The sequence below is a fragment of the Actinomadura rugatobispora genome, assembly GCF_055379765.1.
In genome coordinates, this window is record NZ_AP029191.1 from 10528202 (window position 1) to 10549374 (window position 21173).

The window sequence follows — 21173 nt, forward strand, 5'->3', positions numbered from 1 at the left end:
GGCGGCGGTCGCCACGGCGCCGTCCGCGTGAATCAGAACGCGTGAGGGCGGGATCGCACGGCCCCGGGAGCGGCCGGCCAGGCTTCACGAAAAGAGCGGCGTTTCCGGTCTGTCTATTGTGATCGTCCATGAGCCGATCAGGGTGGATCAGTGCGCTCCTCTGGCTGCTGGTGGTTCCGTTCGCCGCATGGGCGAGCCTGAGGGTCACGGGGTGGACGCCCACCTGGCACTGGGTGTCGCTGGTCGCCTTCACCCCCTACGCGGCGGCCGGCTCGGTGGTGCCGCTGATCCTCGCGCTCGGGCTGCGCCGCACGGCGGCGGCCGTGACGGCGGGCGTCACGGCCATCGCGTTCGCCGCGGTCGTTCTGCCCAGGCTCCTGCCTGACGGCAACCCCGAAGCGCGTGGAGCGCGGCTGGCGGTGCTCGGCGTCAATCTGGCGGTGGGACAGGCCGACGTGGCCGCACTGGTGAAGCTGGTCGGCACTCTCCGGCCCGATGTGCTGACGGTGCAGGAACTCACCCCGCAGGCGGCCGAGCGGCTGAACAGGGCGGGACTGCGCGGGCTCCTGCCGTACGCGGTCGACCGCTCGTCCGTCGACCCGCAGGGCTCGGGCATCTACGCCCGTCACCCGCTCACCGAACTGCCGGTGATCGAACTCGGTGGTTTCCGGCAGGCGCGGGCCACGCTCGCACACGCCGGCGGCAGGCGCGTCGAGGTCGTCTCCGTCCACCCCTGCTCTCCCAGCGACGTGCACGACACGCCTTGCTGGGCGGAGGGGCTCAGGGCGCTGCCGAGAGCGGGCGGCGGGCTCACGGTGCTCGCGGGCGATTTCAACTCCACCCTGGACCACCGGCCGCTGCGCGACCTGCTGGACAGCGGGTACCGCGACGCGGCCGACGTCAGGGGGAAGGCGCTGATACCGACCTGGCCGCAGCGGTGGTGGGACGTCCCGGAGGTGACGCTCGACCACGTGCTCGCCGACCGCCGGATGGCGGTGCGGGATTTCAGCGTGCATTCCCTGCCCGGCACGGACCATCGGTCTGTGTTCGCCGCCCTGCGCCTGCCCTGACGATCGGTCGCCGCGGACCACATCCGGACACGGCGAGGCCGTTGCCGGTCGTCCCGTTCCGGCCTTCGTGACGCGTTCGTCCGCCCGGCACGCCAAGCGAACCGTGTTCGGTGGGTGCGCGCCCAATGTCGTGTGTTCGGAGAAAATCGAAGCTTGAGTGCCCGGTCGTGCCGAAGAGCGTTATTGTTCCTCGGCACCGGACTTCAATTCCGTTATGTTCGCCGTGTGGCGAGAGTCGTGCGCGCCTCGTCGCGCCATGCCCAGAAGGACGCGATGGATGGCAGCACAAGCAGGCCGGCCGGTGGTCGAACGAGCCGCGTTGGAACGTGCCTTCGGGGTCTGGCTGGCCGCGGTGATCGTCGCCGGTGGCACCTGGCTGGGCATGCTCCTGATCGCGGACCGGATCGACGCGCTGATCGCCGCGGTCGGCGGTTTGGCAGCGCTGATCGTCAGCCTCGCGGTCGCGGTCGCGGCCTACCACGTCCAGTACGCGCGCGGGCTTCGCACCTGGGTGTCCCACCGGGAGAGCGACGATGACCGGTTGGAGAGGCGGTTGCGTGAGTTGGTCGATGGGCCGTTGCCTGATTTGATCGGGCGGCTTCGTGCGGGGGCGTCGCCGCAGGAGACTCTGGCTGATCTGAAGGCTGTTCCCGATCATCTGCTGGGCCGTTTGGTGCATGTGGTGGCTGAGGGTGTGGCGTCGGGTGAGCGTGATGCGGCGGTGGCGCGTGGCGAGTTGGAGTCTTTGGATCGGGCGGTGGTGCGGCTGGCCGAGGAGACGCTTCCGGCCTTGGTGGAGCGGATTCATGGGGATCGCGCTTCGGCTTCGACCGCGCTTGCCGAGTTGCCCGCTCTTCCGCATGCTTCGCTGGATCGCCTGTTGCGGGAGACGGCGGAGGCGCTGGTGGTGAGTGAGCGGACCAGGGCTGCGGCGATGGCGGCGGCGGCGAGTGCGGCCGCGCGGATTCAGGCGCAGACGACGCGGATGCTCGCTCAGTTGCGTGAGTTGGAGGATCGGTACAACGAGGATGAGTTCTTCGGTGATCTGCTGGACCTTGACCATCACGTTTCCCAGATGGGGCGTTTGGCCGACAGCATCGCGTTGCTCAGTGGTGGGCGGTCGGGTCGGCGCTGGACCAAGCCGATCGTGCTGGAGAGCATCATCCGCGGGGCGATGGGGCGTATCGCCTCGTACCAGCGTGTTCAGTACCACTCGACGAGCAACGCCGCCGTTGCGGGGTTCGCGGCCGAGGGTGTGATGCATGCGTTGGCGGAGTTGATGGACAACGCTGCGAACTTCTCGCCGCATGGGACGGCTGTGCATGTGTATGCCGAGGAGGAGGATGCCGGTGTCGTGGTCACGATCGAGGACAGTGGGCTGGGGATGCGGCAGCGTGAGCGTGAGCGTGCGGAGCGGCTGGTGGCGGAGGCGGCGGATCTGACGACGCTTCCTGGGACGCGGCTGGGTTTGGCGGTGGTGGGCCGGTTGGCGGGCAAGCATCGTTTGACGGTGAGTTTTCGCCCGTCTTCGCGGGGTGGCATTGGGGTGGTGGTGTTGATTCCGCGGCGGTTGATCACGCGTGCCTCCGACGAGACGGCTTTGGACATGCCGCCTGGGGTCGGCACCGCCGCGTCGTCCGCTACCTCTTCGCCTAGCCGCGCCCGCGCCGCCGTCCGTACCGGCGCGGATGACGCGCACCTCCCCAAGCGCCGCCGCGGCGCGACCCTCGCCGCGACGATCGAGCAGCCGCCCCGCCCCGCTCCCAAGCCCCGTGACCCGGGGGTGCGGTTCGCCGCGTTCCGCCAGTCCGCTGAGGGCCGCACCCGCGCGGGCGGAACCCACGACGACAGCGACGGCACGTCCGCCGCAGATCTCGACCAGTAGGGCCTGCGGCCCTGCGGTCCACCCGCGGCCTCCCCCCGTTTCGGGGTGGGCGGCGTGTACCGGTCCCGGGACCTCAGCCCGGCCGGAGGAACGACAGATGAGGAGGCAGGGGTGCAGCGTCCGCTGGTCGCGGCCCCGTGATCTTGATGAACACCGATGAGCATCGACTTGATTGGCTTCTGGCGGGTCTGGTGGACCGGGCTCCGGGCATCCAGCACGTATTGGTGCTGTCCAGGGACGGTCTGCGGATCTGCCACACCCACCGCCTGGACGACGACAGCGCCGACCAGCTGGCGGCCATCGCCGCGGGGATCCAGAGCCTGTCTCTGACCGCTTCGCATGAGTTCGGCGACGGCGTCGGTTCCGGCCAGTCGATGGTGGAGTTCTCGGGTGGGGTGTTGCTCATCGTGCCGGCGGGGGAGGGGGCGCACTTGGCGGTGCTGGCCGGTGAGGACGCCGATGTGGGTCTGGTCGGGCACAGTATGAATGAGCTGGTGGAGCAGATCGGTGGGTATCTGACCGCGGCGCCGCGTTCGGCGGGTCATGGCACGCCGGCATGAATGCCCGTGCTCTGGATCGGGAGGATCCCGACCGGCTCTACATCGTGACCGGTGGCCGCAGCCGGGTGGACGAAGAGGGTCTGGACCTGGTCAGTCTGATCCTCGCCGAGAGCGACGCCGCGCCGGGCATGCAGTCCGAGCACGTGACGATTCTGCGGCTGTGCCGGGATGAGCCGGTGGCGGTCGTGGAGTTGTCGGCCCATCTGGGTCTTCCGGTGAGTGTGGTGAAGATTCTGCTGCTGGATCTGCGCGACACCGGTCACATTTCTGTTCGCCATCCCTCTTCGGCCGCCGCGGCGCGTGTGGCCGACATGGACACGTTGAAGCAGGTGCTCGTTGGACTCCAAAGTCTGTGACGCGGTCCCGTTGCCTCGCACGGCGCGGGAGGCGTTGAAGATCGTGATCGTGGGCGGGTTCGGTGTCGGGAAGACCACCCTGGTCGGTTCGGTCAGTGAGATCCGCCCGCTCAGCACCGAGGAGACGATGACGCAGGCGGGCGTGGGGATCGATGACGCCAGCCAGGTCGCGCACAAGAGCACCACGACGGTGGCGTTCGACTTCGGCCGGATCACGCTGAACGCGCAGCGGGTGCTCTATCTGTTCGGGGCGCCGGGGCAGGAGCGGTTCTGGTTCCTGTGGGACCAGTTGTTCTCCGGCAGCCTGGGCGCGGTGGTGCTGGTGGACACCCGCCGTCTGGAGGATTCCTTCTATCCGCTGGACCGGCTGGAGCATCACAGGATGCCGTTCGTGGTGGCCGTCAACCGGTTCCAGGACCCCGGCCCGGGTTCGGGTCCGGGCTCGCAGCCGTCGCTGGAGCGGGTCCGCGAGGCGTTGTCGCTGGATTCCCACATTCCGCTTGTCGAGTGCGACGCCCGGTCGCGGGAGTCGAGCAAGAACGTGCTGATCACCCTTGTCCGGCATCTTGTCGGGCTCAATGACCCAGCCGCTTTGCAGGAGGCCGTGCAGTGAACGAGGGAATCGGTGGCGGGGACGCGGTGCGTCTTTATGGGGAGGAGTTCAATGAGCGGCCGTTGGAGCTGTATCAGCGGTTGCGGCGTGAGTACGGTCCGGTGGTGCCGGTGCTGCTGGAGGGTGATCTGCCGGCCTGGTTCGTGATCGGGTACCGGGAGCTGAACCATGTGGCGAGCAATCCCGGTCTGTTCGCGCGGGACACCCGCCGCTGGAACGCCTGGGACCGGATTCCCGATGATTGGCCGTTGATGCCGTATGTGGCGTGGTCGCCGGCGATGTGGATGACCGAGGGGGCCGAGCACCAGCGGCGGGCCGGGGTGGTCAGCGACGCGCTGGACGCGATCGACCGGACCGAGCTGGCGGTGCTGAGCGAGGAGGTCACCGACGGGCTGATCGATGCCTTGGCCGGGGACGGTGAGGCGGAGTTGATGGAGGGTTACGCCGATCCGATCCCGCCGCTGGTGTTCGCGCGGCTGCTGGGCCTGCCCGAGGCCCAGGTGCCGGCGCTGATCACCGACATCGCCGATTCGGCGGGCTCGGACGAGAACGCGATCCCGGCGTTCCAGCGGCTGCATGGGCGTCTGGGTGATCTGGTGGAGCACCGCAGGGTGCACAAGGGGCCCGACATCACCTCCAGGATGCTGGCCCACCCGGCCGGGCTGACCGCCGATGAGGTGGTCCACGACATCGTGATCCTGCTGGCGGCGGCGCATCTGCCCACCAGCAACTGGATCGGGAACACGCTGCGGTTGATGCTGGTCGACGAGCGGTTCGCGATGACGTTGCAGGGCGGGCGGGGCAGTGTGTCCCAGGCGCTCAACCAGGTGCTGTGGGAGGACACGCCGCAGCAGAACGTCATCGGCCGTTTCGCCGTGCACGCCTGCGAGCTGGGGGGTCACACCATCCGCGCGGGGGACATGGTGGTGATGGGGTACTCGGCGGCCAACGCCGATCCCGCGGTGCGGCCCATCTCACCGGGGCAGGACGCCGGCAACCGGGCCCATCTGTCCTTCGGGCAGGGCGAGCACGGGTGTCCCTTCCCGGTGCCCGAGCTCGCCGAGATCATCGCCAGGACCTCGGTCGAGGTGCTCCTGGACCGCCTGCCCGACATCGAACTGTCGGTCAAACCCGACGAGCTGGAATGGGTCCCCTCGTTCTGGGTCCGCCGCCTGGCCGCCCTTCCCGTCCGCTTCACCCCGGCCGGCTTCCGCCCGGACGCCTAGCCGCGGAGCAGGTGCCGGGCCATGACCAGCCGCTGGATCTGGTTGGTGCCCTCGTAGATCTGGGTGATCTTGGCGTCGCGCATCATGCGCTCGACCGGGAAGTCGCGGGTGTAGCCGGCGCCGCCGAGCGCCTGGACGGCGTCGGTGGTCACCTGCATGGCGACGTCGGAGGCGTAGCATTTGGCGGCGGCGCCGAAGAAGGGCAGGTCGTCGTCGCCGCGCTCGGACTTCGCGGCGGCCACGTAGACCATCTGGCGGGCCGTCTCGACCGCCGTGGCCATGTCGGCCAGCATGAACTGGAGCCCCTGGAACTCGGCGATGGCCTTGCCGAACTGCTTGCGCTCCCTGACGTAGTCCAGGGCGATGTCCAGCGCCCCCTGCGCGATGCCGACGGCCTGGGCGCCGATGGTGACCCGGGTGTGGTCCAGCGTGCGCAGCGCGATCTTGAGTCCCTCGCCGGGGGAGCCGACCATCCGGTCGCCCGGGACGCGGACGTTGTCGAAGTGCAGCTCGCGGGTCGGTGAGCCCTTGATGCCGAGCTTGCGTTCGGGAGCGCCGAAGGTGAACCCGGGGTCGCTCTTCTCCACGACGAACGCGCTGACGTTCGAGCCGCGCCTGCCGTCGGGGTCGGTGACGGCGAGCACGGTGTAGTACTCGGAGACCCCGGCGTTGGTGATCCACGCCTTGTGCCCGGACAGGATCCAGTCGTCGCCGTCGGGGACCGCCCGGCATTTCATGGAGGCGGTGTCGGACCCGGCCTCGCGCTCGGACAGCCCGTAGGAGAACCCCGCCTCGCCCCGGGCCAGCGGCGGGAGGTACCTGGCCTTCACCTCCTCGGACGCGGCCAGGATCAGCGGCATGCTGCCGAGCTTGTTCACCGCGGGGATGAGCGAGGACGACGCGCACGCGCGGGCGACCTCCTCGATGACGATGCACGTCGCCAGGGCGTCCGCCCCCACCCCGCCGTACTCCTCGGGGACGTGCGGCGCGTGGAAGTCCGCGGCGATCAGGGCGTCGTGGGCGGCCTGGGGGTACACCGCCTGCTCGTCGACCTCCGCGGCATGCGGGGCGATCTTGTCCTGGGCCACCGCGCGGACGGCGTCCCGGACGGCCTCGTGGTCGTCGGAGATGCGGAACAGATCGAAGCCGGTGGCGGGCATGGGCGTCCTTCGGGGTCGGGGAGGGCGGTGTGGTACTAGATACCTAGTAGACGGTACTCAGTCCCTTCGAGGGAGGCAACCCTCGGACGCCGCCGCGGATAAGGTCGCAGCGGCACAGGTGAGGAGCACGGGATGCCAGAGCGAACCGCCAAGGACCGCCTGATCGAGGCGGCGTTCGCGCTGTTCGAGGAGCGCGGCTACGAGGGCACCACGATCGACGACATCACCGAGCGGGCCGGGGTGGGCCGCACGACCTTCTTCCGTGCGTTCCGCTCCAAGGAAGACGTGATCTTCCCCGATCACGAGGCGCTGCTGGCCACCATCCGCTCCCGTCTCGCCGGTTCCACCCAGCGGACCGCGCTCGTCGCGGTCTGCGAGGCGGCCCGGCTCGTCCTCCTGCACTACCTCGGCGAGGGGGAGACGGCCATCGCCCGGTACCGCCTCACCCGGACCGTCCCCGCCCTGCGGGACCGCGAGATCGCCGGCACCCAGCAGTACCAGCGGGTGTTCCGCGAGTTCATCCACACCTGGATGGGCGGTGGCGAGGAGAGCGCCCTGCAGGCCGAGCTCATGGCCGCCGCGGTGGTGACCGCGCACAACCACGTGCTGCGCCGCTGGCTGCGCGGCCTGACCGGGAGCCCCGAGGAGGAGCTGGACGCGGCCTTGGACCACACGGTCGAACTCTTCACCGATGCCGCCGCGGCCGGCGGCGCGGGTTCGATCGTCGTGTTCCGTACGACCAAGAACCTCAACGCGGTGCTGCCCGTCCTGCGCAGCGTCCTCGGCGAACCGGGCTAGCCGGGCGCAGGCGCCCGGGTCACAGCTGGATGTGCCCGGTGAGCCAGGATTCGACGAAGTGCTCCAGGGACTGGGCGACGCAGCGGCGGTTGTCGGTGCGGTGGTCCCAGACGAAGATGTCCGGCCTGCCTTCGGGGACGAGCGCGTAGGCGAACAGGTTGCCGTCGCCGGGAGCGTCGGAGAAGAACAGCAGCTGGTCGAAGGCCATGTAGAGCCTTTTCAGGGCGGGGTAGGTGCGCATTTCCAGGTTGCCCTGGAGGAGCTGTTCGGCGGAGAAGACCAGGTTGTAACCGTTGGCGTCGACCACGCCGTCGGTCTCACCGAGGAGTTTGACCAGGTCGTCGGGAAGCAGGTGCCCCAGTGTCTCCTCGGTCCGGTACAGGGCCTCTTCCGTGGCCGGGGAGGCGAAGCGGGCCTGGGAGGTGTGTTGTTCGATCAGCTCGCGCCACATTCGCGAATCATGACGAAAACGGGCCCGCGCCGTCCAGTCGCCCGATCGGCACGCCCGGATCCTCCTGCGGCCATCACCGTGCCGGTGCCCCACGCCCTTACAGAAGGATCTCGTCGGGCGACGGCGCGGCCAGGTCGCCGAGGTCGATTCCGAACTCCCAGCAGTACAGGCTGTATGTTCTCACCCCGGTGCGCCTGGCGTGCGCACGGTGCAGTGTCGCGTGCTCGCGCGTCTGCCACAGCCGGTCGTCCCCGGTGAGCCAGGCGTCGAAGCGCAACTGCTTGATCCCCTCACTCCGCACGTGCTCGTGGACGCCCTTGAGCAGCGGGTCGGTGGCCGCCGGGTCCGGCCGGACGCGCAGCGAGTACCGTCGGAGCCGCTGCCCCGCCAGCTTCTCGGAGCCGACGCGTACGGGCTCGGACAGGTGCCGTATCGAGGCCACGGTCTCCGAGCGCTCGCTCCTCCAGTTCGTCTGGCCGCCGGTGGCCCGCGTCCAGCGCTTTCCGCTCTGGAGCCGATCTTGTGGCGACAGCTCGGTGAACATGTCCGGTCCCGCGTGGAGAAGGTGCACGGCGTCCGCTCCCGTGCCGAAGCGCAGCAGGCGCAGATGCCGTTCGAAGTCCCAGACCCCCTCACCCCTGTGGTCCCCGCCGATGCCGTGGAACGCATCGGCCACCACGGCGACGCGGGCGGTCCTCACCGCCTCCACCTCATCGGCTATGTGCTCGATCGGCACATCATGGGACCGCAAACCGGTGTCCGTCCGCCACCCGCCCACGCACGCCTCCCCGCCGGTCCTTCCTGCCCACGTCCAGTGGAACGGTGGCAGGCCGGGCGCGGCCCGGACGGGTGATCTTGGTGGATGGCCTGTGGTGGCCAGGCCGCGGGACCGTCCGGTCAGGCGCTGATGTAGACGTTCTTGGTCTGGAGGAACTCGTAGAGGCCCTCCTTGCCGCCTTCCCGTCCGAAGCCGCTCTGCTTGTAGCCGCCGAACGGGGCGCCGGGGGGCTGCCCGGAGACGCCGTTGACGAGCACGGTGCCGGATTGGAACCGGGGCACGAGGCGGTGCACCCGTGCGACGTCGCGGGTCTGGAGGTAGGTGCCGAGGCCATAGGGGGTCGAGTCGGCCAGTTCCACCGCCTCCTCCTCACTGTCGAACGGGGTGATCGACAGCACCGGGCCGAAGATCTCCTGCTGCGCGGCCTCGCTCCGCGGGTCCACGTCGGCCAGGACCGTCGGCTCGATGAAGTAGCCGTCACGGATGTCGGGCGCCAGGGCCGACCGCTCGACGCCGCGGCCCCCGGCGACGACGCGGCCGTCCCCGCCCGCGCGGTCGATCATGCCGAGGATGCGGTCGTAGGCGGCCTGGTCGACGACGGGGCCGACGATCGTGCGCTGGTCGAACGGATCGCCCACCCGCAGTCCGGCGACGCCCTGCGCGGTGGCCTCCACCACCTGGTCGTACACCTGGCGATGCACCAGCATCCGGGTGGCGAGGTTGCAGCCCTGCCCGGCCAGGGTGGTGCAGGACCCGATCGTCAGGGCGATGGCCTGGCCGAGGTCGGCGTCCGGGAAGACCACGTTCGCCGCCTTGCCGCCCAGTTCCAGGACGACCGGTTTCAGGGTGTGCCGGGCGGCCTCCAGGATCTTCTTGGCGGTGGGGATGCCGCCGGTGAAGGAGATCTTGGCGACGTCCGGGTGGCGGACCAGCCTGTCGCCCGCTTCGGGCCCGCCCGGCAGGACGTGCAGGACGCCCGGGGGCAGGCCCGCCTCCAGGGCGATCTCGGCGAACCGGGCGACGGTGTACGGCGACTGCTCGGGGGCCTTGACGACCACGCAGTTGCCCGCGGCCAGCGCGGGCGCGATCTTCATGCCGACCGACACGATCGGCCCGTTCCAGGTCAGGATGATGCCGACCACGCCGTACGGTTCCGGGACGGTGTAGTCGAAGCCCTGCCCCATCAGCGGGCTGGGCGGGATCGTCGCGCCCTCGAGCTTGTCCGCCCAACCGGCGTAGTACCCGAACCATCCCGCGCAGAGGTTCGCCAGCGCCGCCGACACGGTGGCGGGGACGCCGAGTTCGAGCGTGGTGAGGCGGCCGAGCTCGGGCACCCGGGCCTCCATCAGCTCCTCCACCCGCTGCAGGATGCGCCGGCGCTTGTCCGGTGACATGGCCCGCCACTCGGGGAATGCCTTCCTGGCGGCGGCGACGGCCGCGTCCACTTCGTCCGGGCCGCTCAGCACGACGGTGCCGTTGACGCGGGCCGTCGCGGGGTTGATGTGGTCCATCGTGCCTGCGGACGCCCGGTCGAGCCGGCTGCCGTCGATGAGCGGTCCGGTGACGCCCAGGTCGTGTGAGATGGGTGGGGACACGGTCATTCCTGGTACCGCCTTGTCTCCTGTTCGGGGAAGGCGGGGCCGCCGCCCCGCCGTCATTTCTCTTCCGGGGGCCTGAACGCCCCCTTGGCCGGACTGGACGCCGCCGCGGCGGCGTCGCCTTCACAGGCGCATGACCCAGCCGCCGTCGACGCTGATCGTCTGGCCGTTGATCCACTCCCCGGCCGGGGAGGCCAGCAGGAGCAGCGTGCCCAGCAGGTCCTCGGCGGGCGCCTGCTTCTTGCCCGGAATGGCCGCGGCCAGGGCGGCACGGGCGGGGTGGTCGGCCGGCAGGCTCCGCATGCCCGGCTCGTTCTCGACCAGGCCGGGGGCGATGGCGTTGACGTTGATGCCCAGCGGGCCCAGCGAGCGGGCGAGGCCGGCGGTGACGCTGACCAGGGCGAGCTTGCTGATCCCGTAGATGCCGCCGGCCATGAACGCCCCGGCGGACACCTGGTTGATGATCCGTCCGCCGCCGCGCTCGGCCATCGGCGCCCTGACCGCCTTCGAGCACTGGACGGCGCCCAGGACGTTCACCCGCATCACGCGGTCGAACCATTCCGGCGGGAGGTCGAGCAGGTCGACCTGGGGGATCTCGGCCATGACGGCGGCGTTGTTGACCAGGATGTCGACACCGCCGTGCGCGGCGACCGCGGCTTCGGCCATCGCCGCCGCCGACGCTGGGTCGGTGATGTCGACGCGCACGCCGGTGGCCTGGAAGCCGTCGGCCGCCAGGGCCGCGGCGGCCCGTTCGGCGCCGTCGCCGTCGAGGTCGGCCAGTGCCACCGCGGCGCCGGCCTCGGCCAGCGCGCGGCCGTAGACCTGGCCGATGGCTCCGGCGCCGCCCGTGACGATGGCGACCTTCCCGTCGAGGCGGAGACGATCGAGTGTGCTCATGGCGCTTCCTTGAGGAGGTGGGACAGGTAGGCGTCGACGTCGGCTCCGTGCGCGCGGAGTTCGCCGGCGGCCTCCGGGGCGGTGAGGATGAGGAAACGGTCCGCGGCGACGCCGTCGGCGACGATCTCGCCGACGGTCTCGGCGTCGAGAACGGGGAAGCTCGGCCCTCGCGGCGGCGCCGGCTCCCCGTGGAAGGTGATCTGCTCGACGATGTTGGTGGCGACCCCGGCCGGGCACAGGCAGGAGACGCCGATGCCGCGCGGCCGCAGGTACAGCGCGAGCGCCTCGGACAGCCCGACCACCGCGTGCTTCGTCGCCGTGTAGGGCAGCCGGTCGTACCCGTAGGGCAGCAGCCCCGCGGTCGAGGCGGTGTTGACCACGTGGCCCGATCCCCGCTCCAGCAGCAGCGGCAGGAACACCAGGTTGCTGCGGACGATGCCGAGCAGGTTGACGTCGACGACGCGCTGCCAGGTCTCGAGGGGGATGGCCTCGACGGGGCCGACGGCGAGGACGCCGACGTTGTTCATCACCAGGTCGACGCGGCCGAACCGGTCGAGTGCCAGATCGCGCACCGCCTCGAGGTCGCCGAGGCTGGTGACGTCGCAGGTCGCGGCGGTGCCGCGGCCGGCGAGCCCGGCGGCGACGCGCGCCGCGCGGTCGCCGTCGATGTCGGTGACCACGACGCGCGCCCCGCGCCGGGCGAAGGCGTGCGCGGCGGCGCGCCCGATGCCGCTGCCCGCGCCCGTGATGACCGCGACGGCGTTGTCCAGATCGATGCTCATGGGACGCTCACCTTTCCAACGGGGGCGGACAGGCCGGTCGAGACCTGCCGGGTGCGCGAGAGCGGGATTACCGGCGGCGAGAATGTGGCTACCGTCAACGACTGGCATCAAAACATGCGGCCATCGTGAAGTCAATCGCCTTAGTTTGATGGCGGTCGCATAGGGCGAGGCGGAGGAATCGCCGGGTGCGGAGGAGTGGGTGTGGACCGAATTTCACCAGGTGAACGCGGTCAAACGGCTCGCTGCCGGTGCCTGCCGCGCGTGGAACTCGGCGGATCGGCTGCCACAGTCCCCTTGTCCTAGAGAGTCAAGCGACTTAGAGTCTGCCACTCGAAGGCAGGCCGGGGCGTCAGAGGAGAAGCGCATGGGCAACGCAGCCGCCGAGCGGACCTATCGCGAGGTCATGACCCGTGAGGCGCCGGCACCGGCCACGCCGTTCGAGGCGGCGACCCGCGACTTCGTCTTCGGCGAGGTGTGGCCGCGCCCCGGGCTGAGCCGGCGTGACCGCCGCTGGGTCACGCTCACCTGCGTCGGCGCGGCGGACGCGCCCGAGCCGATCGACGAGCACGTGTACGCGGCGCTCAACAGCGGGGACATGGAGCTGGAGGCGATGCTGGAGTTCGTGCTCCACTTCGCCGTCTACTGCGGCTGGCCGAAGGCGTCGCACATCGAGGGCGTGATCCGCCGGCAGTGGGCCCGGATCCGGCAGGAGCGCGGCGAGGAGGCCGGGCCGCTGCCGGTGCTCGACAACGCCGCGCTCGGCCTCAATGACTGGGACGAACGGATCAGGCGCGGAGCGGAGGAGTTCGTCGACGTCAACCTCATCCAGGCGCCCAGGGGCGAGACGCCGTACACCCACGCCGGCATCCTCAACTTCGTCTTCGGGCACGTCTGGCAGCGGCCCGGGCTCACCCGCCGCGAGCGCCGCATCATCACCGTGGCGTGCGTCGCCATCGACGACTCGCCCATGCCGCTGCGGTCGCACGTCGGTGCCGCGCTGAACTCCGGCGACATCTCCAAGGAGGAGATGGACGAGATCGTGCTCCAGTTCGCCGCCTACTACGGCTTCGCCAAGGGGGAGGCGCTGGGGGGCACCGCCGACGCGATCTGGGCCGAGCGGGACCGCTGAGCGTTCGTTCTGACAGTGCGGCCGGGAAGGGACGCCAGGCAGCCGACCTTCAAGTCATTTGACTTACATGCGGACGGTTGGTTACATGACCGCCATGTCAATGCTGGCGCCCTCGACCAAGGCGCAGATAGTCCTCGCCGCCGAGCGCCTCTTCGCCCGGCACGGGATCGAGGGCGTGTCGCTCCGCCAGATCGGCGCCGAGGCGGGGAACGGCAACAAGTCCGCCGTCCAGTACCACTTCGGCACGAAGGACCGCCTGCTCCAGGCGATCTTCGAGCACCGGCTGCCCGGCGTCTACGGGCGGCGCCGGATCCTCATCGCCCAGTACCGCCCCGCCGACCTCCAGGCGTGGGTCAAGTGCTATGTGCTCCCCATCCTGGAGCAGGGCGAGCAGGAGGGCAGCCACTACCTGACCTTCGTCAACATGCTGCGGCACCACGGCCGCCGGGACGTGTTCGAACGCCTTCCCGAGGAGTTCCAGGCATCGACGCGCGAGTTCTACGAGCGGGTCGGGGCGCTGCTCCCGCACATTCCCGAGCCCCTGCGGGCGCACCGCGTCAGCCAGGCGGTGGCCTTCAGCGTCGACGCCGCGTCGCACCGCGAGCACGCCCAAGTGAACGGGCAGCCGGTGCTGCCCTTCGCCGTGCACGTCGCCGATCTCCTCGACGGCCTCGTGGGGTTCCTCCAGGCCCCCGTGTCACCGGTCGCCCGCGCCGTCCTCGACGACGCCTCGCTCGAGAAGACCTGGGCGCCGTCGCCGGTCCTGTGACCGCGAACCGCGACGGCGCCCAGGCCGGCCGCGCTCAGTGCCGTCCCGGCCCGACCTCGGCTCCGGGGGACGAGGGCGCGCTCCGGACACCGTTGAAGGCGGCCCGGCAGAACACCCACAGGCGCTCGATGGTGTCGTCGAGGCTCTCGCGGGCGGTGGTGAAGGCGTAGCGGTGGTAGACCGACATCACCAGCTTCATCACCAGCCATGAGTCGGCGGCCGGATCGGCCGGGGAGAGCAGGCCCAGCGCGGCGGCCTCGTGCAGCTCCCGCTCGATCAGGTCCGCGAAGGGCTGGTTGATCCGCGCCATCTCGTCGGGGAAGAGCTGGTGGAGCCGCCAGTGCTCGGCGGTGACGAACCGCGGCCCGATATCGGGGGGCCGGCCGTGCGGGGCGTCGGCGTCCTGGCGGTGCAGTGACTCCAGCGTGCTGGTGATGAGGAAGCGCAGGCGGGCGACGGGGTCGGGCAACCGGCGGGCGGCGGCTCCGGTGCGAGCGGCCTCGGCGAGGATCTCCTCTTCGAGGACGGCGAGCAGGAGCCGGTCCTTGTCGGCGAAGTACCGGTAGAAGGTCCGCAGCGTGATTCCGGCCTCGTTCACCAGCTCCTGGATGGTGAACGAGGACCCCTTGGCACGGGTCAGCCGGCGCGCGGCCTCGACGATCTCCCGCGCCTGCCGGATGCCGCGCGTCCGCGACCGCTGGACGGAGGGGGACCGTTCCACGGCCCGGTCGGCCAGGGCCGCCACGGAGTTCCCGGCCCCCGGACTCGCGTCCTCCGACTGGGACGGCCCGCTCGCTCCTTCCGGACGGCGCGGTCGCGGACCGCCTCTCACGGCGCGACCGATGTGAACGACTCGTGCTCGCTGGCCGCGATCCCGAGGCGCCGCAGGAGCGCGCTCGTTATCTCGGGGGCGACCTTCTGCGTGACCCCCCACAGGTAGAAGCCGTAGAGGATGCCGCGGCGGAAGCCCAGCCGGACCTCGTCCCAGGACGGGGGTTCGACCCCGTTGGCGCGAAGGCTGTCGAGGTAGTGGCGCAGGAGGTCCTTCTCGGTCCGCCGCCGGTCCTCCACGGTGAGGGTGGAGACGATGTGGTAGCCGACGTCCAGGTACCAGGGGCCGCGCTGCACCAGCTGCCAGTCCACGAGCGAGGGGCGTCCGGCGCCGTCGAGGTAGAGGTTGCCGACGTGGGCGTCCCCGTGAATCACCGACCACGGCGACGCGGTGAGCGTCTGCTCGGCGAGCGCCCGGTACGCCGCGTACAGCCGTTCCGCGTCGCGGACCTCGTCCGGCACGCCCGCGCCGATCTCGCTCTCGAAGTTGGCGCGGATGTCCTTGACGCCGCGGTGCACGGCGATGGCGCCGAGCCGCGGCGCCAGCCACTCGGCCGCGGCCACCGTGGCATCGCCCCAGGTCGCGGCGTGCAGCTTGGCGAACTCCCCGAGGCTCTGGGCCGTCTGCTCCGGGGTGTAGTCGCTGAGGGCGTCGAGGAACCGGCCGCCCTGGGCGACGACGTCCTCGGTGATGACCACGCCGTGCCGGGTCTCCGGGTCGATGTCGGCGTACACGCTGGGCAGGGTCCGCACGCCGCTGGTGGCCGCCAGGTGGCGGTAGAAGGACACCTCGGGGATCCCGGTGCCGCGGGCGTCCCACACGCCGATGTCGGAGAAGTAGCCCTTGCCGCACAGGTCCGGCGACAGCCCGCCGGGGAGGCCCTCCGCCGACTCGATGTGGAACCGGACGTTGGTCGAAACGCGGTTCACCACGGGCCCGGGGGTGACGCCGGTGATCCGGATTCCGGGAAAGCGCGGGGCGAGCGCCGAGTTGAGCCATTCCGGCGACATCAGTTCCGTCGTCGTGCTGGGCACCGGAACGGTGGCTTGGTGCGGCATTCTCTGTCCTTTGATCCTTTGAACGCTGATGTGCGGCGGTCGCCAGGGGGTGCCTGGGGAAGGGGTGGTCAGGCGGCCGCCTGCTCGGTGCCGAGACCGGGCGTGGGCGCCTGCTGCACGGGTGCCCGCCGGGTACCGCCGATGAGCAGCGCCAGCACCAGGCTCACCGCCGAGCAGGCGACCATGAACAGGCAGGCGCCCGTCAGCGCCTTCTCGGTCGGCAGGTGCGTGCCCGGCACGGTCGAGACGGTCAGGATCACCGCGGTGATCGACAGGCCGGTGGCCACCGCGACGTTCAGCGTCACCCGGTTCATCCCGGTCGCCGCGGCGGTCTGCTCGGACGGCACCACCTCGACGATCAGGTTCGCCAGCGCGCTGTAGGCGAAGGCCGAGCCCACGGCCAGGAGCCCGGTGCAGAGGATGGTGCCCGGCAGGCTCTTCGCCATGAAGATCCACATCCCTGCCCCGGCGATGTAGAGGACGCCCGCGACCACCAGCGCCCAGCGGGCGCCGGCCAGCTCGGCGATCCGCCCGCTCACCGCGGCCCCGCCGTACCCGATCGTGGAGGCGATCACCATCACCACCCCGGCGGTGGTGGCCGACAGCCCCTGCCCGATGGGCGAGGCGTCGGGCAGTTGCAGGACCATCGGCGTCAGGAGCGCGGCCGCGCCCATCGGCCCGGCGCCGACCAGGACCGTCGCCAGGGTGGTCAGCGCCACCTTGCGGTCGGTGAACTGCCGGACGTCCACGATGGGCTCGCGGACCCGCAGCTCCCACCAGACCCACAGGGCGAGCGCCACCAGCCCGACCGCGATCGCCGCGAGCACCCGCGCGTCGCTCCAGCCCCACTCCTCGGCCCGGGAGACGCCGAACAGCACGCCGCCGGTCGCCGGGACCAGCAGCACGGCGCCGACGATGTCGACCGGCGGCCGGGGCCTGATCCCGGGCGTGCGCGGCAGGCCGATGAGCGCGGTCAGCGACGCGGCGGCGCCCATCGCGGTCGCCACGATGAAGAGCAGGCGCCAGCCGCTGTGGTCGATCAGCACCCCGGCGAGCAGGGCCCCGGCGCCGGTGCAGATCGGGACGATGCCGCCCAGGAGAGCGACCGCCAGCGGCACCCGCCGCTCCGGCAGCAGCTCGCGGACCAGGCCGAACGACAGCGGGAGCGCGCCGGCGGCCAGGCCCTGGACACCGCGGCCGACCGTGATCATCCACAGGTCGTTGGCCAGCACGCTGACCAGCGAGCCGCAGGCCGCGCCGGCCAGGATGACCACCAGGACGTTCCGGCGGCCGAAGATGTCGCCGAGGCGCCCGGCCGTGGCGGCCGAGGAGGCGCCCACCAGCAGGTAGGCGGTGGTGGTCCAGCCGGCCGCCGCCGCGTCGGCTTCGAAGACCTTCATGAAGTTCGGGATGGCCGCGATCGCCATCGCGGTCTCGAAGACCGCGAAGACCTCGATCACGATGAGGGCGATCAGGATCCGCGTGTGCGAACGTCCACCTGGTGGAACGGTCCTGTCCTGGGGGATGGTCATGGGCTTCTCCGGGCACTGGGGTGGGGTGGGGTGGTCGGCCGGAGCGAGCGGCCGCTCGCCGCGCCCCGGGGCGTGCGGCCCCGGTGGCGGCGCGGCGAGTCCGGGAGGGAGGGCCGCTACGGGAAGACTCGTTCTCCGGTGCCGGCGTCGGTGATGGTGATGGCTTCGACCGGGCACGACTCGGCGGCGTCCCGCACCGCCTCGGACGCCGGCAGCGTCTCGGCCGTCGCGCATCCCTTCCCGTTCTCGTCCAGGTCCAGCGCGTCGGGGGCGGTGGCCGCGCACAGACCCGTGCCGACACAGATATGCCGGTCGAAGGCGACCGTCCAGCGGTCGGTCATCGGTGACCTCCTGAGATCGTTCCTGCCGGGGGCGCGTCGTCCCGGGTTCACCCGATGACGAGCGGCAGCGTCTTCCAGCCGCGGACGGTGGAGGTCTGCGCCAGCTCGGCGGCGTCCCAGTCCACGTCCCAGTCCGGGAAGTTCTTGAGGATCTCCTCCGCCGCGACGCGGCCCTCCAGCCGGGCGAGCGCCGCGCCCAGGCAGTAGTGGGCGCCGACACCGAAGGTCATGTGCTGGGAGACCCGGCGGATGTCGAAGGTGTCGGGGTCGGGGAAGCGCCCGGGGTCGCGGTTCGCGGCGGCGGCGATGAACAGCATGGCGCTGCCGGCCGGGACGGTCTGGCCGTGCAGTTCCACGTCCTTGTTCACGTAGCGGGCCGTGAAGGGGCTGGTCGGCTCGAAGCGCAGGATCTCCTCGATGGCGTTGGGGATGAGGGACGGGTCGGCCGCGAGCTCGCGGCGCTGCTCGGGGTAGCGGGCCATCAGCGCGCCGAACCACCCGATGAGACGTCCCGTCGTCTCGTTCCCCGCGCCGGCGATCACCGAGCAGTAGGTGAGGACCTCGTCGTCGGTGAGCGTGCGGGTGACCCCGTTCTCGTCCTCGAACTCGGCGTTCATCAACTCCGTCATGAGGTCGTCGGAGGGGTTCTGCTTGCGCCACTCGAGGTAGGTCCGGTACGCCTCGGTGTTGAGGATCTCGCCCTCTTTCGGGTTCATCTTCCCGCGGCCCTCGGTGCTCAGCACGGCGTCCACCCTGTCGCGGATGGCCGGCTGGTCGGGCTCGGGGATGCCGAGGAGCATGCCGATGACGCGCATGGGCATCTCGGCGCCCACGGCCTCGATGAGGTCGAACCGGCCGCTTCCGATCACCGGTTCCAGGGTCCGCCGGCAGTACGCCCGGATCTGCGGTTCGAGCATGGCGATCCGGCGCGGGGTGAAGACGCGTGCGAGGAGACGGCGGTGGATGTCGTGGACAGGCGGGTCCTCCATGATGAGGGTGCCCGAGGGCCACTCGATCCCCGACTGGACCAGTTCGAGGATGTCGCCGCGGACGGAGGTGTAGGTCCGCCAGTCCGCGAGGCCACGCTGGCAATCCTCGAAACGCGTGAGCGCGTAGAAGTCGTGTTCCTCGTTGCGGTACAGCGGAGTTTCCTCGCGCATCCGCCGGAAGATGGGGTAGGGGTTGAGCACGAGCGAGGGGTCGTAGGGGTCCCAGTTCAGCTCGGCGACGGTACTCATGAACTCGCCTCCTGGTGGCGGGGGTCGGTGGGCGTTGGCGGCGGCCTACTTGAGGAGGGCTCCGGCGTCGATCGGAAGGGTCACGCCGGTGAGGAAGCGGCCCTCGTCCGAGGCCAGGTACAGGATCGCGTTGCTGATGTCGAGCGGCTCCACCCACGGGGTGGGCAGGATGTGCATGCCCTGCGACACCGCCGCGAAGTCGTCGATGGTCGGGTTCTCCAGGTCCGGCCGGAACATGCGGTACGTGCCCTCGTGCATCACCATCGGCGTGTTCACCTGGCTGGGGTGCACCGTGTTGACCCGGATGTTGTACTGGCCCAGTTCCACCGCCAGGGTCCGCATCAGGCCGACCACGCCGTGCTTGGCGGCGATGTAGTGGCCGATGTGGGCGTGGCCCTTGATCCCCCCGACGGAGCTGGTCAGGATGATCGACCCGCCGCGGCCGCCCTCGAGGATGTGCGGCGTCGACACCCTGGTGGTGATCCACACGCCGGTCAGGTTGACGTCGATCATGTCGCGCCAGGTCTTCTCGGTCATCTTGTGGAGCACGGTGCCGTCGCTGCCGAGACCGGCGTTGGCCACCACGATGTCCAGGCGCCCGAGCTCGGTCACGCCCTCGTCGACCGCGGCCTTGAGCGCGTCGTAGTCGCGCACGTCCGCCTGCACGGCGACGATGCGGCGGCCCAGCGCCTTCACCTGGGCGACCGTCTCGTCCAGGTCCTCGGGGGTCGACATCGGGAAGGTCACGCCGTCGAGCTGCTTGCAGACGTCCACGGCGATGATGTCGGCGCCCTCCTCGGCCAGCCGCACCGCGTGGCTGCGCCCCTGGCCGCGCGCCGCGCCGGTGATGAAGGCGACCTTGCCTTCGACTCGTCCAGGCATGGGGAACCTCGTTTCCTGAGTGGGACCGGACGTCGACGGGGGGCGTCGCGCCGGTCGGAGAGGGACGGTCGGGGGAGGGGGATCGGCTCGCGAGGAGCCGCTGACCCGATGGCGGGCGGGCGCCGGCGTGCCGGCCCGCCGCGATGCTGAACAACTGTGTAACATGAGGCCGCGGGCAGGGTCAACCATGGTTCGAGCACGGATCGCGCTCTCTTCACGGGTGGAGTCGTGCTGGGAAGCCGCCCTGCGGCGCCCTGGGAAACGTGGGCCTGTGCATGCCCGGCTCAGCCGGCCGGCAGCCCGCCGCCGGTCGCCGGCCGCACCTCACTCGGTGTTGACGAATCCGGGTGCGGCGAGAGGAATTCCGCCGCACCCGGAGACCGCGAGACCTCCTGGAACCGGGTTACTTCGCTTCCTTGGGCGGTGCGGGCGGGCCGTCGATCTGGAGCACGGACCGCTCGATCAGGTCGAGGGTCTCGGCGTGGCCGGTGGTCAGCCCCATGGCCTGCTCCATGACGAAGATCCGGGAGATGGCCGAGATCACGACCAGGACGGCGAGCGGGTGCAGTTCGCCGGTGTCGATGCCGCGCTCTTTCAGGTACCCGTCGAGGGACTCGATCTGGGCGTTGCGGAACCGTTCGGCGTAACTGGCCAGTTCCTGGCGGATCACCTTGCGGTGATTGGAGAGGGCCGTGAACTCCATCATCAGCGTCGCGCCGGCGGGATGGCTGCTGTACTTCCACAGGGCCCGCAGGGGCTGGTCGGATTCCAGGGCGCGCGACTGCATCGCGAACTCCTGCTCGGCGCGCCGCCGGAGCACGGCGAGAAAGAGCTCGTCCAGTGACGGGAAGTAGTAGTTGACCAGCGCCGGCGTGACGTCGGCCTCCCGGGCCACGCGCCGGATCCCGACGGCGGCGTAGCCCTCGTCGAGCATCAGCCGTTCGGCGGTGTCCAGGAGGAGGAAGCGCGTCTTGGAGGTCTCGGTGCCCCTACGGCGAGGTGAGGTCATGCCTCACATTGTCCTTGACGGTTCGCCCGGGGCGATGCTACACAGTCGTTCAGCATTCGGTGCCGGCGGGACGGACCCCCGCCGGTCGCCCCTGGACTGCCGGGCGCTTCTCGCCCGCCGGGCGACCGGTGGGGGCGGAGGCGTCCCAGGTGAACGGAGGATCTGTTTGTGACACGGATCACGCTCGTCTCTCGCGGTGATCGGCCGGC

22 protein-coding genes are annotated in these 21173 nt (G+C 70.7%); 9 read left to right on the forward strand and 13 right to left on the reverse strand.

Annotated features, from left to right (window positions below):
* The first annotated feature begins 128 nt into the window (after positions 1 to 128).
* The 6 genes from ACZ466_RS46960 (at position 129) to ACZ466_RS46985 (ending at position 5710) form a co-directional block, all read left to right on the forward strand.
* On the forward strand, positions 129 to 1070 hold the full coding sequence (locus tag ACZ466_RS46960; protein ID WP_378279592.1) for an endonuclease/exonuclease/phosphatase family protein: 942 nt from the start codon (positions 129 to 131) through the stop codon (positions 1068 to 1070).
* Positions 1071 to 1347: 277 nt separating this feature from the next.
* Positions 1348 to 2955 (forward strand): sensor histidine kinase, encoded by a 1608-nt coding sequence (locus ACZ466_RS46965; RefSeq protein WP_464041979.1) that lies wholly within the window; start codon positions 1348 to 1350, stop codon positions 2953 to 2955.
* A gap of 146 nt (positions 2956 to 3101) precedes the next feature.
* The gene (locus tag ACZ466_RS46970; RefSeq protein ID WP_464041980.1) at positions 3102 to 3515 is read left to right on the forward strand and encodes a roadblock/LC7 domain-containing protein; all 414 of its coding nucleotides are present in this window, start codon (positions 3102 to 3104) and stop codon (positions 3513 to 3515) included.
* On the forward strand, positions 3512 to 3871 hold the full coding sequence (locus ACZ466_RS46975; protein WP_378293530.1) for a DUF742 domain-containing protein: 360 nt from the start codon (positions 3512 to 3514) through the stop codon (positions 3869 to 3871). The genes ACZ466_RS46970 and ACZ466_RS46975 overlap by 4 nt, the downstream gene beginning before the upstream one ends.
* 34 nt (positions 3872 to 3905) lie before the next feature.
* Positions 3906 to 4484, forward strand: coding sequence for a GTP-binding protein (locus ACZ466_RS46980; RefSeq protein ID WP_464041981.1), 579 nt, complete (start codon positions 3906 to 3908; stop codon positions 4482 to 4484).
* Positions 4481 to 5710, forward strand: coding sequence for a cytochrome P450 (locus tag ACZ466_RS46985; protein WP_464041982.1), 1230 nt, complete (start codon positions 4481 to 4483; stop codon positions 5708 to 5710). The genes ACZ466_RS46980 and ACZ466_RS46985 overlap by 4 nt, the downstream gene beginning before the upstream one ends.
* On the opposite strand, the gene ACZ466_RS46990 is transcribed toward ACZ466_RS46985, so the two are convergent.
* Complete coding sequence (locus ACZ466_RS46990; protein ID WP_378284960.1) at positions 5707 to 6870, reverse strand: acyl-CoA dehydrogenase family protein; 1164 nt, start codon at positions 6868 to 6870, stop codon at positions 5707 to 5709. The genes ACZ466_RS46985 and ACZ466_RS46990 overlap by 4 nt on opposite strands.
* Before the next feature lie 132 nt (positions 6871 to 7002).
* On the opposite strand from ACZ466_RS46990, the gene ACZ466_RS46995 reads away from it, so the two are divergent.
* The gene (locus ACZ466_RS46995) at positions 7003 to 7668 is read left to right on the forward strand and encodes a TetR/AcrR family transcriptional regulator (RefSeq protein ID WP_378284961.1); all 666 of its coding nucleotides are present in this window, start codon (positions 7003 to 7005) and stop codon (positions 7666 to 7668) included.
* A gap of 19 nt (positions 7669 to 7687) precedes the next feature.
* Here the strand turns inward: ACZ466_RS46995 and ACZ466_RS47000 are convergent, their stop codons facing one another.
* The 5 genes from ACZ466_RS47000 to ACZ466_RS47020 all read right to left on the reverse strand — a co-directional run bounded on the left by ACZ466_RS47000 (position 7688) and on the right by ACZ466_RS47020 (position 12174).
* Entirely contained in the window at positions 7688 to 8119 is a 432-nt protein-coding gene (locus ACZ466_RS47000; RefSeq protein ID WP_378284962.1) for an SMI1/KNR4 family protein, read from the reverse strand.
* A gap of 97 nt (positions 8120 to 8216) precedes the next feature.
* Positions 8217 to 8855, reverse strand: a complete 639-nt coding sequence (locus ACZ466_RS47005; protein WP_464041983.1) for a hypothetical protein — start codon at positions 8853 to 8855, stop codon at positions 8217 to 8219.
* A 161-nt stretch (positions 8856 to 9016) separates the two neighbouring features.
* The gene (locus ACZ466_RS47010; protein ID WP_378284964.1) at positions 9017 to 10492 is read right to left on the reverse strand and encodes an aldehyde dehydrogenase family protein; all 1476 of its coding nucleotides are present in this window, start codon (positions 10490 to 10492) and stop codon (positions 9017 to 9019) included.
* Positions 10493 to 10618: 126 nt separating this feature from the next.
* Positions 10619 to 11392, reverse strand: coding sequence for an SDR family oxidoreductase (locus ACZ466_RS47015; RefSeq protein WP_378284965.1), 774 nt, complete (start codon positions 11390 to 11392; stop codon positions 10619 to 10621).
* Positions 11389 to 12174 (reverse strand): SDR family oxidoreductase, encoded by a 786-nt coding sequence (locus ACZ466_RS47020; RefSeq protein WP_378284966.1) that lies wholly within the window; start codon positions 12172 to 12174, stop codon positions 11389 to 11391. Before ACZ466_RS47020 ends, ACZ466_RS47015 begins: the two co-directional genes overlap by 4 nt.
* A gap of 364 nt (positions 12175 to 12538) precedes the next feature.
* On the opposite strand from ACZ466_RS47020, the gene ACZ466_RS47025 reads away from it, so the two are divergent.
* Complete coding sequence (locus ACZ466_RS47025) at positions 12539 to 13303, forward strand: carboxymuconolactone decarboxylase family protein (RefSeq protein WP_378284967.1); 765 nt, start codon at positions 12539 to 12541, stop codon at positions 13301 to 13303.
* Positions 13304 to 13388: 85 nt separating this feature from the next.
* The gene (locus ACZ466_RS47030) at positions 13389 to 14072 is read left to right on the forward strand and encodes a TetR/AcrR family transcriptional regulator (protein ID WP_378284968.1); all 684 of its coding nucleotides are present in this window, start codon (positions 13389 to 13391) and stop codon (positions 14070 to 14072) included.
* 34 nt (positions 14073 to 14106) lie between these two features.
* Here ACZ466_RS47030 and ACZ466_RS47035 read toward each other — a convergent pair whose 3' ends face one another.
* The 7 genes from ACZ466_RS47035 to ACZ466_RS47065 form a co-directional block, all read right to left on the reverse strand.
* The gene (locus ACZ466_RS47035; RefSeq protein ID WP_378284969.1) at positions 14107 to 14817 is read right to left on the reverse strand and encodes a TetR/AcrR family transcriptional regulator; all 711 of its coding nucleotides are present in this window, start codon (positions 14815 to 14817) and stop codon (positions 14107 to 14109) included.
* Between the two features lie 83 nt (positions 14818 to 14900).
* Complete coding sequence (locus tag ACZ466_RS47040; RefSeq protein WP_378284970.1) at positions 14901 to 15962, reverse strand: phosphotransferase; 1062 nt, start codon at positions 15960 to 15962, stop codon at positions 14901 to 14903.
* Positions 15963 to 16030: 68 nt separating this feature from the next.
* Positions 16031 to 17494, reverse strand: a complete 1464-nt coding sequence (locus tag ACZ466_RS47045; protein ID WP_378284971.1) for an MFS transporter — start codon at positions 17492 to 17494, stop codon at positions 16031 to 16033.
* Between the two features lie 116 nt (positions 17495 to 17610).
* Positions 17611 to 17835 (reverse strand): ferredoxin, encoded by a 225-nt coding sequence (locus ACZ466_RS47050; RefSeq protein WP_378284972.1) that lies wholly within the window; start codon positions 17833 to 17835, stop codon positions 17611 to 17613.
* Between the two features lie 47 nt (positions 17836 to 17882).
* Positions 17883 to 19073: a cytochrome P450 gene (locus ACZ466_RS47055; RefSeq protein WP_378284973.1), complete on the reverse strand. Its 1191-nt coding sequence runs from the start codon at positions 19071 to 19073 to the stop codon at positions 17883 to 17885.
* A gap of 45 nt (positions 19074 to 19118) precedes the next feature.
* Positions 19119 to 19955, reverse strand: a complete 837-nt coding sequence (locus tag ACZ466_RS47060) for a mycofactocin-coupled SDR family oxidoreductase (RefSeq protein ID WP_378284974.1) — start codon at positions 19953 to 19955, stop codon at positions 19119 to 19121.
* Positions 19956 to 20358: 403 nt separating this feature from the next.
* On the reverse strand, positions 20359 to 20964 hold the full coding sequence (locus ACZ466_RS47065; RefSeq protein WP_378284975.1) for a TetR/AcrR family transcriptional regulator: 606 nt from the start codon (positions 20962 to 20964) through the stop codon (positions 20359 to 20361).
* Positions 20965 to 21173 lie beyond the last annotated feature (209 nt).

What these genes read in the sequence shown, in the direction of transcription:
- ACZ466_RS46960 (WP_378279592.1), top strand. Translation starts at nt 129, where the DNA reads ATGAGCCGATCAGGGTGGATCAGTGCGCTCCTCTGGCTGCTGGTGGTT.
- ACZ466_RS46965 (WP_464041979.1), top strand. Translation starts at nt 1,348, where the DNA reads ATGGCAGCACAAGCAGGCCGGCCGGTGGTCGAACGAGCCGCGTTGGAA.
- ACZ466_RS46970 (WP_464041980.1), top strand. Translation starts at nt 3,102, where the DNA reads ATGAACACCGATGAGCATCGACTTGATTGGCTTCTGGCGGGTCTGGTG.
- ACZ466_RS46975 (WP_378293530.1), top strand. Translation starts at nt 3,512, where the DNA reads ATGAATGCCCGTGCTCTGGATCGGGAGGATCCCGACCGGCTCTACATC.
- ACZ466_RS46990 (WP_378284960.1), bottom strand. Translation starts at nt 6,870, where the DNA reads ATGCCCGCCACCGGCTTCGATCTGTTCCGCATCTCCGACGACCACGAG.
- ACZ466_RS46995 (WP_378284961.1), top strand. Translation starts at nt 7,003, where the DNA reads ATGCCAGAGCGAACCGCCAAGGACCGCCTGATCGAGGCGGCGTTCGCG.
- ACZ466_RS47000 (WP_378284962.1), bottom strand. Translation starts at nt 8,119, where the DNA reads ATGTGGCGCGAGCTGATCGAACAACACACCTCCCAGGCCCGCTTCGCC.
- ACZ466_RS47015 (WP_378284965.1), bottom strand. Translation starts at nt 11,392, where the DNA reads ATGAGCACACTCGATCGTCTCCGCCTCGACGGGAAGGTCGCCATCGTC.
- ACZ466_RS47020 (WP_378284966.1), bottom strand. Translation starts at nt 12,174, where the DNA reads ATGAGCATCGATCTGGACAACGCCGTCGCGGTCATCACGGGCGCGGGC.
- ACZ466_RS47025 (WP_378284967.1), top strand. Translation starts at nt 12,539, where the DNA reads ATGGGCAACGCAGCCGCCGAGCGGACCTATCGCGAGGTCATGACCCGT.
- ACZ466_RS47030 (WP_378284968.1), top strand. Translation starts at nt 13,389, where the DNA reads ATGACCGCCATGTCAATGCTGGCGCCCTCGACCAAGGCGCAGATAGTC.
- ACZ466_RS47040 (WP_378284970.1), bottom strand. Translation starts at nt 15,962, where the DNA reads ATGCCGCACCAAGCCACCGTTCCGGTGCCCAGCACGACGACGGAACTG.
- ACZ466_RS47045 (WP_378284971.1), bottom strand. Translation starts at nt 17,494, where the DNA reads ATGACCATCCCCCAGGACAGGACCGTTCCACCAGGTGGACGTTCGCAC.
- ACZ466_RS47050 (WP_378284972.1), bottom strand. Translation starts at nt 17,835, where the DNA reads ATGACCGACCGCTGGACGGTCGCCTTCGACCGGCATATCTGTGTCGGC.
- ACZ466_RS47055 (WP_378284973.1), bottom strand. Translation starts at nt 19,073, where the DNA reads ATGAGTACCGTCGCCGAGCTGAACTGGGACCCCTACGACCCCTCGCTC.
- ACZ466_RS47060 (WP_378284974.1), bottom strand. Translation starts at nt 19,955, where the DNA reads ATGCCTGGACGAGTCGAAGGCAAGGTCGCCTTCATCACCGGCGCGGCG.
- ACZ466_RS47065 (WP_378284975.1), bottom strand. Translation starts at nt 20,964, where the DNA reads ATGACCTCACCTCGCCGTAGGGGCACCGAGACCTCCAAGACGCGCTTC.